The 9,767-nt window shown below is 57.9% G+C and carries 8 protein-coding genes; 6 read left to right on the top strand and 2 right to left on the bottom strand.

Features of this window, described 5'->3' with window-relative positions:
- Positions 1 to 271 precede the first annotated feature (271 nt).
- The gene (locus tag CWO89_RS35485) at positions 272 to 760 is read left to right on the top strand and encodes a hypothetical protein (RefSeq protein WP_130583075.1); all 489 of its coding nucleotides are present in this window, start codon (positions 272 to 274) and stop codon (positions 758 to 760) included.
- Positions 761 to 1,039: 279 nt separating this feature from the next.
- Positions 1,040 to 2,140, top strand: coding sequence for a cytochrome P450 (locus CWO89_RS35480; protein ID WP_130583074.1), 1,101 nt, complete (start codon positions 1,040 to 1,042; stop codon positions 2,138 to 2,140).
- A gap of 295 nt (positions 2,141 to 2,435) precedes the next feature.
- Here the strand turns inward: CWO89_RS35480 and CWO89_RS35475 are convergent, their stop codons facing one another.
- A complete protein-coding gene (locus tag CWO89_RS35475) occupies positions 2,436 to 2,795 on the bottom strand; it encodes a hypothetical protein (RefSeq protein WP_130583073.1) in 360 nt (119 codons plus the stop codon).
- Positions 2,796 to 3,304: 509 nt separating this feature from the next.
- Here CWO89_RS35475 and CWO89_RS35470 point away from each other — a divergent pair.
- Positions 3,305 to 4,249, top strand: coding sequence for an IS630 family transposase (locus tag CWO89_RS35470; RefSeq protein WP_130583072.1), 945 nt, complete (start codon positions 3,305 to 3,307; stop codon positions 4,247 to 4,249).
- Between the two features lie 425 nt (positions 4,250 to 4,674).
- Here the strand turns inward: CWO89_RS35470 and pdxR are convergent, their stop codons facing one another.
- A complete protein-coding gene (gene pdxR, locus CWO89_RS35465) occupies positions 4,675 to 6,180 on the bottom strand; it encodes a MocR-like pyridoxine biosynthesis transcription factor PdxR (RefSeq protein ID WP_130583071.1) in 1,506 nt (501 codons plus the stop codon).
- A gap of 519 nt (positions 6,181 to 6,699) precedes the next feature.
- On the opposite strand from pdxR, the gene CWO89_RS35460 reads away from it, so the two are divergent.
- The 3 genes from CWO89_RS35460 to CWO89_RS35450 all read left to right on the top strand — a co-directional run.
- Positions 6,700 to 7,191 (top strand): antibiotic biosynthesis monooxygenase family protein, encoded by a 492-nt coding sequence (locus CWO89_RS35460; RefSeq protein WP_130583070.1) that lies wholly within the window; start codon positions 6,700 to 6,702, stop codon positions 7,189 to 7,191.
- 180 nt (positions 7,192 to 7,371) lie between these two features.
- Positions 7,372 to 8,604 carry a GTP-binding protein gene (locus CWO89_RS35455; protein WP_130583069.1) on the top strand — a complete coding sequence of 411 codons (1,233 nt, stop codon included), beginning with the start codon at positions 7,372 to 7,374 and terminating at the stop codon, positions 8,602 to 8,604.
- A gap of 304 nt (positions 8,605 to 8,908) precedes the next feature.
- Positions 8,909 to 9,767, top strand: an 859-nt coding sequence (locus CWO89_RS35450) for a cupin domain-containing protein (RefSeq protein ID WP_130583068.1), incomplete at its 3' end; no start/stop codon positions are given.

Here is a 9,767-nt window from a genome sequence, read left to right as displayed (position 1 = left end):
TTCTCGACACCGTCACGCCCGCCGAGTGCTCAAGATCAAACCTAATCTCATCGCGCTCTAGGCAACGAGAACACAAGACAGCGTGGAGCGCTGCCAACTCCGATGGTGAGCATCGGTTTGGAGAGCCGGAGCGGCGACGATCTACAGGAACTACTTCGCTCCAGTTGGCGACAGTTACGGACAGACAGCAACGCGTCAGCTCGACGGACTGGCCGGCGTTGGTGAAGCCCTGGCCGCGGACCTGAATAGGCCGGTCGAGGCTTTGTGGCAGATGACTAACGGCTACGCCCTGCGCACCCGCGTCGGGCTTGACGCTATCGGGGAGCACTTGAAAGGGATGACGCCAGTCCAGCTCGATACGTTGCGCGGCAGGCTGCGCGTCGGTGTGCATAGCGACGTGGAGGTCACTGACGCTGAGGGATCACATCGACCGCGGGTTTCCCAGGTGTTTTGCTCGGCGCTACCGATCAATTATTCGCGTGTTCCGTCGGCGCACTGGAAGCCCTTCGCGTCACTCGTTCTGGAGGCGGCCTATGAGGCCACCTTGTTGGCTGCTGTCCTGAACAAACAACGGGGCATGTCGAATGTGGTTTTGCTCACACATCTTGGTGGGGGAGCCCTTCGCAACGAGGACGGGTGGATTGAGCAGGTGATGCGCTACCGCCTGATGGAGCGTGAGGTCACTGACCCGCTCGCTATCCGTCTCTTGCAAGACATTGTTGCAGAAATGGAAGCGAACCTGCGGCAATCCGGGGAATAGCTGCTCATCGTCAGCAGCCCATGGAAATGCGCGCGGCCCCGAGCGGGCCTTTGAAGGTATCGCCGAACGGATGCAGCCTTAGAGGCCGACCTTATCTCGGGCCTGCCGGAACTGAGGCTGACGGAGGCGGACCTCAGGCGGCACTGGAATGATCACGGCCCACTAGGCTCGATTGTGCTTAGAACGGCCGATTCCGAGTCAGGTCCGCTGCGAACCGATAAGTCGTTCGGGCTGCCAATCCCTCGGATTGTGGTTGGTGCAACCAGGAGCCAGACCGTCATGAGCGGCAGACTATCGATCAGCTTCGTTGATCTTCCGGACCATACCTCGCTTCGCAATGCACTCGGCGATCGATTGTCGCCCAAAGGCATGAACGAAATTCAATCTCGCGTACAGGCTGAGGCGAATGCCCTCGTAAACGCGGTAAAGCAGCGCGGCAAGTTCGATGGCGTGCGTGACTTTGCTGGCGTGTTTCCGCTGAAAATCGTCGGCGAACTGATCGGGCTTCCGACTGAAGGTCGTAATCGCCTGCTGGCGTGGGGCGATGCAAATTTCAATGTCATGGGTCCTCAGAACGATCGTTACGAACGGTCGCTTCCTGTTTTCTTGGAGTGTTTTGAGTACATCAAGTGGCTTGACCAGGACCCCAGCCGTCTCAGAAACGGCAGTCTCGGATCTGCGCTGTATGAAGCGGCTGATAAAGGCATCATCCGGCGTGATCAGTGTCATCCTCTCATGGCGGCTTACCTGGTCGCCGGCATTGACACGACAATCAGTTCGATCGCAAACGCGCTCGACTTGTTCGGACAAAATCCCGATCAGTGGCAAAAGCTGCGCGAGCGGCCAGCAATGGTGGGGCGCGCCTATAATGAAATTCTTCGTATCGAATCACCCGCGCTGGGCTTCAAACGAGTGACTAGAGTGGCCACCGAATTGGCTGGTGTTGCTTTACCCGAAGGCGCAAGCGTCGTCGTCCTCTACGCGTCAGCGAACCGCGATGAGAGAAAGTGCGCCGATCCCGATCGATTTGATATTGGGCGGCACGCGGCAGACCATGTCGCGTTTGGTCACGGACTGCACGTGTGTGCTGGCCGGATGTTAGCCAGGCTGGAGGCGAGTGCCATCCTGACAGCAATGGCAGAGCAGGTCGAGGGAATCGAGGTTGGCGGGAGGACGCGTCATCTAAACAACACAGTGCATAGCCCAACTCCGGTTTCCAGATATTCCGCGATTAGCTGCTTGTTTAACAGTGCCGCGATCCTTGCGAAATCCGAGCGCGCTCGCGCAAGCCAGGCTTCGAACGCCAAGGCGCGTTCCGGGTGTTCCTTCCACTTGTCGGCGAAGTTCTCGAGCGGGCCGCTGGGATTCGCGATAACATAGCTGCCGTCTGCCCGACGTTCGATGAACTGGTCCATCTTCGACAAGATAGCGTACAGGGCGTCCGACAGCTTCTCTTCGCCTTCGTACGAATGGGCAGCGAGCGTGGTCAGGATGATCGAAATCGGCTTCTCATCGCAGCGGTCGATGAACATGATGTCGCGATGTCGCTTCAGGATCATGATGCACTGCTGGAGAGGCGTCCGAACGCTATAATCCGGAATGGGCTCGGTAACTGCGCGGATACCTTTCTGAACAAGCTTGCCCTTGCGCTTCTCATAGACGGCGCCCATGCGGATCAGGAACCATTTGAGATAACCGCGTGGCTTCGACCTCTGCCAATCCTGCGTGATGACGCGATAGCGCGGATGCTTGTTGCAGTGATGGAGATGCTCGTGCTGGCAAGCGAGGTGTCCATCAGGCGCATCTTGAGCATCGCGGTGAGTTCCTCGCCACTCAGCACCGCAGGCGTGACGTCGATGTGGAACTGGGCGCCATCTGCGTAAGGCTGCCGCCAACACCGACGATGCTCCTCCAGCGGCTTGATCATGCCATGCGCATGCGCGTAGGCACGCATCTCGACTTCAAGCATTCCTTTGAGTTGTGCCTGCGGTTTCTCCAGCTTCGTCAAACCACGAAATTCGCAGACCGCGTCCACATCGTACTCGTCGTTGTCGGTTAAAGTAGTTTGCGCAGGTCGCTCTATAGCGGTCCGCGTCGACTCAAGTCGGGGACGCTGCAAACTCGGGTCGCTGCAGCAGCCAAGCCCTCGAGGAATTGGAGCGCGAGTAACCCTTCCTCTCCACCGTACAATGCCTGCGCGCCGAAAAGTAATTGCTAGTGGAATTCTCCATCAGGCGCTGTCAAATAATTGTACGGGTCTTGCTTGATGATGTCGTGCAGTTGCGGCCGGCGTACACTCGCCAGTGGTGGGCCTGAACGCCGCCATTGGTGAGGCCGTCTTCCACGGATACGAGCGTACAGGTCGGCCATTGACGACAGAAGTATGGTGACATCACGAGTGCCGCTATCCTGGTTCAGCGCGCTGGACAAGCGCGGACTGCGTCACTTGACTAAAGCGGGATGAAGTTAGCTTGAATCGATTTGGGATTCCCAAATCAGGCGGTTTCTGATTCACCATGCTGGCTGGGCTGGAGGCCGGCATGGATGGGCAAGCCTTACTCTTTGGATTTGAGGAAGCGGGTCGTTGCGGCGGTTGTGAGTGGAGGGCTGTCGTGCCATGAGGCGGCCGAGCAGTTCGGGATCGCCGCCAGCACGGCCATTGGATGGGTGCGCCGGCAGCGCGAGACCGGCAGCATCGCGCCCGGCAAGATGGGTGGGCACCGGCCGAAAGCGATTTCTGGCGAACACCGTGTCTGGGTGTTGGAGCGGATCAAGGCGGGCGATTTCACCTTGCGCGGGCTGGTTGCCGAGCTCGCCGAACGCGGGCTGAAGGTCGACTACCGCTCGGTGTGGGAGTTCGTCCATGCCGAGAAACTCAGCTTCAAAAAAAGCGTGGTGGCTGGCGAACGCGATCGTCCCGACGTGGCAAGGCGGCGGGCCCAGTGGATCAAATATCAAGATCGCGTCGAGCCTGAGCGCCTGGTCTTCATCGACGAGACCTGGACCAGAACCGATATGGCGGCTTTGCGGGGATGGGCGCCGCGTGGCCAGAGGCTTCCCACCAAGGTTCCACACGGCCGCTGGAAGACCATGACCTTCCTGGCCGCCTTGCGCCATGACCGGATCGAGGCGCCATGGTTTATCGAGGGCCCGATCGACGGCGACAGCTTTCGCCTCTACGTCGAAAAGGTCCTCCTCCCGACACTTCGTCCCGGCGACGTCGTCGTGATGGACAACCTCGGCAGCCACCGAGGCAAAATCGTGCGTCAGCTCATCCGCTCCGCGGGAGCCAAGCTCTTCTTCCTGCCGAAATACTCACCCGACCTGAATCCCATCGAACAGGTCTTTGCCAAGCTCAAGCACTTTCTCCGAAAAGCGGCCGCCCGAACCGTCGACGCTGTCTGCCTCGCCATCGGCCAGGTTCTGCAGCTCTTCACGCCCAAAGAATGCGCAAGCTACTTGGCAAACTCAGGATATGCACGAACCTAACTTCATCACGCTCTAGGGGCTGTGGGGGCAGAAGTTACCCCGATTCAAGGTGTTTTGAGGATCAAGCCTCGCCTTATGCACCACATCGCGTCGATTTCAGCGGCGCGGCGGCTCAGGCCAAGGTAGGGCAATCTTGTTAATGCCGATTGATCCTGCCGATAGGGATCAAGAGGACCTGTCCACCAAGATTTCGATTTGGTGGGTGGCTCCGAAAGCGAAGTTGGCCAGTGTCGAAGGCAATTCGCCCGTTCCTGTGCACCCGCGATCTTGGCAACGATGAGGCTGAGCGCTCGACCTGGTCGGCGAGAGGGCATCGACTGAGATCAGCCCCGAGGTGGCAGGCGGTCAAAATTTGATGGGACCAACGACTGATCCGTGTGAGACCAAGCGGGATCTGCCGGATCGTCGGCGCACGCTTGTGCGAGCTAAAACTGTGTCCGAAATCCAAATGGTAATCGGTTCGTGACTGGTACGTCTTGGAAAGCCACGTCAATGCGGGAAATCCCGGTCATGATCTGCTCGCGGGTTAAGCTCGCGTAGCCGAGCAGCAGCCGCCGTTCGTGCTCCGATCGAGATTCGACCTGGAAACTTGGACTTGCGTCGAGGGTGTACACGCCTACGCCGAGCTTTCGGCACTGCGATCGGACCTCCGATGCGGACGGTAATTCGGAACTGAGCTCCCAGACGAGATGCATGCCTCCTTCGTAGCCGCTTGTCGAAGTTGTGGGAAACGTTGCCTTGAGACCATTCACAAGGGCATTCCTACGCTCCAGATAGGCGGTTCGCATGTGGGAAAGATGATGTTCGAATGCTCCTGACGTGATGAACTGAGCCGTGACGGCTTGTTCGAGCCAAGGATGACCATTGTTCATGATCGACTTGAGCGCGGCAGCCGAGTCGGCAAGGTGATCCGGGAAGACAGCATATCCAAGCCGAAGCCCCGGACCGATCGACTTGGAGAAGGTGCCCAAATACACGACACATTCCGCGCCGAGCGCTTGAAGCGCAACGAGTGGGGACGAGTTGTGCCGGAAGTCGCTGTCATAGTCGTCCTCGATCAAGAGCGTCCCGGTCGATCGCGCCCAGGCGATCAAAGCCAGACGTCGTTCTTGCGACATGGTGACACCGAGCGGAAACTGACGTGAAGGGGTCACATAACCCAAACACCCTGCTCGCGTTGGCAGCAAGTCGGTATCGATGCCGTCGTCCGTAACAGCCACGGGCGTGAGCTCACCGCCCAGACTGAGAAACGTCTGTGCTGCGCCGCAGTAACAGGGATCCTCCACAACGACTGGTTTGCCGTGAATATTCATCAAACGTGCGACGAGGTTGAGCCCTTCCTGTGCACCCGCCGTTACGATCACCTGCTCGGGGCGGCACAGGATCCCGCGTGCCGTTCGGAGGTGCTGAGCGATCGCACTCCTGAGCAGCGGGTGACCTGCCGGATGGTTGTAGTCGCTGACGACCCGTGTGAAGGCCTCGAGAAGATCTGAAGTCAGCCGCCGCCAATGGTTTCGTGGAAAGAGAGATGGGTCGGGTTTTCCAATACGAAAGTCATAGGGTAATCGATCGCCAGCGGGCTGGAAAAGCCTCATACCCCCAACGTCGTCACTAGCCTTCTCCATAAGAGCTGGACTGGAGTCCTGGCTCGGCGCAATGGAGCTTATGCGAAGGCATTGGCTCGGCAGTTGGTTGCAAACGAAGGTGCCACGCGCCGGTCGTGTTTCGATGAACCCATCGTCAATCAAACGGTCATAGGCCAGCACCACGGTGCGCCTTGAGATTCCGAGGTGGTCCGCCATCTCGCGGCTGGACGGAATCTGTGTCCCCGGCAGGAGAACTCCACGCGAAATCATCCCGTGGATCTGGTCCACGAGCTGCTGTTGGAGTGGAATGCGTCTCCCGGCGCCTAAGACAATCGGCAGCTGCATGATGCCTCCTCCAAGCAATCCGTATGCCACCGCGCCAGAAAGAATGCCTTAGAGTAAGGGCTCCTCTACTGGTATCAAACCTTTTCTTGTCGCTGGACCCATCCGCGATTTGTAGCCTGTGTTCCACGGCCCCGGTGCAACAAGACCTGGCGATCAGGGCGCGTGAGGCAGGCTCTGCTTGCCGCCGCTTTGAATGGCGTCGCCACTTTTCTCTATTTTGAAGCTAACGCCATTGAAAAGCTAGCCGAAGACTGGAGGCAGCAATGCAAATTGCGCACCAGCGACACCCGTATTCTTCCGGCTCCATCGAACCCGTGCTGCGGAAGATAGACCTCATCGGAGCGTGCCTGGCGAACTTCGCACGGAGCCACTCGTGCAGGCGAATGCCAGTGAAGCGACATGCCGCTTTTTTCGGCTCGCCTGGACCAAATGTAAATTCTGCGACTGGTCCAAACCCTCTGTTCGGAATCGCTCTAAACTGTGACCGTTGGTGGCGCTATCCAAGGAGCACGAGGAACAATGGCAGTCTATCAGAGCATGCAGCGCGTGCGATTTTCGAGCGAGGACGGGTACAAGAAGTTTCAAGTCGTTTTCGCAAACGTGCGTCATCAACTCAAGAAGCTGCCCGGATTTCTTCATCTGACATGGTGGGTCCATCCCGATGATCCGCATTGGTACAATGAGGTCAGCTTTTGGACGAGCTTCGAAGCTCTCAAAGACTGGCACATGGATACTTATCACAAACACGCAAAGGAATGGGCCGTCCGAACCGGCGCGATCATGGAAGACATCATCGTCAATTTCGAATACAAGAACGCCCGCCTCATTCGCGTGTGTCCTGCCTGCGCGCACATTAGCGACACTGCCTACGATGTTGCAGTGGAGCAGGCCGCCTTGGCAAAACCTTGCCCGAAGTGCGGTTTTATCTTCCCGGTGATGACGGAAACGGCGAATAGCACTGCTGTGTTCAAGGATGTCGCGCCGACTCCGGCCGCGGTTGCCGCGGAGTAGGAGGCTCGTCCGAAGTGCTTCGCAGGCCCTTGTGGACCTGGAGCCTAAAGAGAAAGCCCGATGAACTGCGTCGGGCGAACAATTGCAGAGTGTTCACGGATATCCGGCGAATCCCAGCGAGCACGTTGTTCATCGGCTAAGGCATGGCGAAACGCCAGAGCTTAATGGAGTGACGGCTTGATGCCGCAGCGAGAAGTTCGAAGACTTCCAGTCACCGTGCTGTCGGGGTTTCTGGGGGCGGAAAAGACAACCCTGTTGAACGAACTGCTCCTGAATCGCCTCGGTCGCAGAATAGCGGTGATCGTGAACGATATGTCTGCCGTCAACATCGACGGTGAATTGTTGAGAACCGGCGGAGCTCAGTTATCGCGCACGCAAGAGATGCTCGTCGAGCTAAGCAACGGATGCATCTGTTGCACGCTTCGCGGCGATCTGATCGAGGAGGTCCGGCGGCTTGCTGCCGAGCGGAAGTTTGACAATCTCGTCATCGAAGCAACTGGAATTTCCGAGCCACTGCCCATTGCGGCTGCATTCTCTTATCAAGAGGAAGACGGCTCGAGCCTTCAGGACGTTGCGTACATCGACAATATGGTGACCATCGTCGATATCATACGCTTCGCTGAGGAGTTCTGGTCACGCGATTTGGTCGCGACAAGGGGATCGTCCGCGTCCTCCGATGATAAGCGCACGATCGTCGAGCTATTGGTCGATCAGATAGAGTTTGCCGATACGATCGTTCTTAACAAGATTTCCTCCGCTACGACGGAGCAGCGGTTCGCTGCCTATTCGATCATCAGAGGATTGAACGCCGATGCCGAACTCATAGAGGCGAATTTTGGGCGCATACCACTAAAGGCGATCGTTGGCGTAAATCGGTTCGACGCCGAACGAGCCGAGTTGCATCCTCTTTGGAAAAGGGAGCTTGAAGGTTTCAAGGATCACGTTCCCGAAACGGAAGAGTACGGAATAGCGAGCTTCGTTTATCGTGCGCGCCGACCGTTCGATCCGATGCGCTTCTCCGAGTTTCTCGCCAGTTCCTGGAACGGGGTGCTGCGAGCAAAGGGATTCTTCTGGCTGGCTACCAGACCGCGGTGGGTGGGCGAACTGAGTCATTGCGGAGCGCTCGTTCGCACCAGTGGGAGGAGCTGGTGGTGGTCAGCGGTTGACGAAGAGTACTGGCCGACCGATCCAAACTGGCGAAGGTCGCTCGAAGCTTCGTGGGACCCGCGGTATGGCGACCGCAAACAGGAGCTTGTCTTCATTGGCACTGACCTCGATCCAGAAGAAATAAGTCGGAGATTAGATGCCTGTCTGACCGATTCGATGCCTTCACGTCGGCCGGCTGAGTTGGTGGACGAAAGAGACTGCTTCCCGATCTGGCGGGCCAAGGGCGAGATGCGGGAAGACGCCTAGCTCGAACAACTGAGGAAGCCCGATTAATGACGAAGAGCCGACAGGCGAGCGGCGCGCAAATCTCGAGTTTATTGCCAGGTTGGATCGACAGCGCAGTTCTGCGACCTCGCCGCAGCTCGGGATGTCCAAGCTCAATCGCGGTATCGCCGATCCTCCGCTCTGGCGCCATCAGAAATCGCGTCACCGGACCTAGGTCGTAGCTGAGCTGTGCGCTTATTCTCAGTGCCACAAGGCCTAATCGGCCAACGGCTTCCAGCCGTGGGCAGAGCAGGTGATAGGTAGCGCTTCGCAAGAGGAGAATGGCATGAGCAACGGCGCTGTGCGTAGACAGAACGACGAAACGGCACTCCAGCGGCAAATCGAAGTAGGTAACCGAAACTACAACCCAGGCAACTGGGTCCCGTTTGCGTGGGACGATCCAAAATTCGGTGCGCAAGCCAAAGGTGAGGTCGCCGTCATTCGAAGCAAGGGCACTGGTGGGTCGCTACAAGCCGGCCTCTGGCGGACCGGCATTGGCATTGCCGGATGCGAAGCCGATGGTTCATGTCACGTCGACTATTCAGCCCCGCTTGGCGATGAAACCATAGTGATCCTCGAAGGATCGGTAACTGTCACTATAGCGGCTACAGGCAAAAAATATCGGCTTGAAGCCGGCTCAATGATCAGCCATCCGAAAGATGTCGTATTGAGTTGGGACATCGACCCGCCGTTTCTCAAGAAGTTCTGGGTTATTTGGGACAGTCCAAATCCCGGGACCCGCGAGACCGATGTTTTAGTCGGCAATATCAGCGACAATCCGGACGCATGGGAGGCCTACAAGTGGGTCGAGCCCGACCACGGTCCGCAGACTTGCGGAGAACTTTTTGCGCTCCGGTCAACTGGAAGCACGGGAACGCTGAAATGCGGACTCTGGCGCACTGGGGTCGGCATCGCAGGCTGCAAGCCGGACGGGTCTTCCACGATCCCATATACCGCTCCGCTCGGAGACGAGACCATGCTGCTGCTCGAAGGGCAGGTCCATATGGTGAATGAGGAGACTGGCGAGGAATATCATTTCAAGGCAGGCGACATCGTTGCCCTTCCGTCGGGTCTGAAGGTCACTTGGACGTCGAAGGCGCCGTTCGTGAAGAAGTTCTGGATAATCACGAATGAGAAAGTCTCCT

It is taken from the genome of Bradyrhizobium sp. Leo170 (genome assembly GCF_004296405.1).
Lineage (GTDB): Bacteria > Pseudomonadota > Alphaproteobacteria > Rhizobiales > Xanthobacteraceae > Bradyrhizobium.
Note: the sequence above shows the minus strand (reverse complement) of the source record. Positions and strands in the feature narration are given on the sequence as shown.

What these genes read in the sequence shown, in the direction of transcription:
- CWO89_RS35485 (WP_130583075.1), top strand. Translation starts at nt 272, where the DNA reads ATGACTAACGGCTACGCCCTGCGCACCCGCGTCGGGCTTGACGCTATC.
- CWO89_RS35480 (WP_130583074.1), top strand. Translation starts at nt 1,040, where the DNA reads ATGAGCGGCAGACTATCGATCAGCTTCGTTGATCTTCCGGACCATACC.
- CWO89_RS35470 (WP_130583072.1), top strand. Translation starts at nt 3,305, where the DNA reads ATGGGCAAGCCTTACTCTTTGGATTTGAGGAAGCGGGTCGTTGCGGCG.
- pdxR (WP_130583071.1), bottom strand. Translation starts at nt 6,180, where the DNA reads ATGCAGCTGCCGATTGTCTTAGGCGCCGGGAGACGCATTCCACTCCAA.
- CWO89_RS35460 (WP_130583070.1), top strand. Translation starts at nt 6,700, where the DNA reads ATGGCAGTCTATCAGAGCATGCAGCGCGTGCGATTTTCGAGCGAGGAC.
- CWO89_RS35455 (WP_130583069.1), top strand. Translation starts at nt 7,372, where the DNA reads ATGCCGCAGCGAGAAGTTCGAAGACTTCCAGTCACCGTGCTGTCGGGG.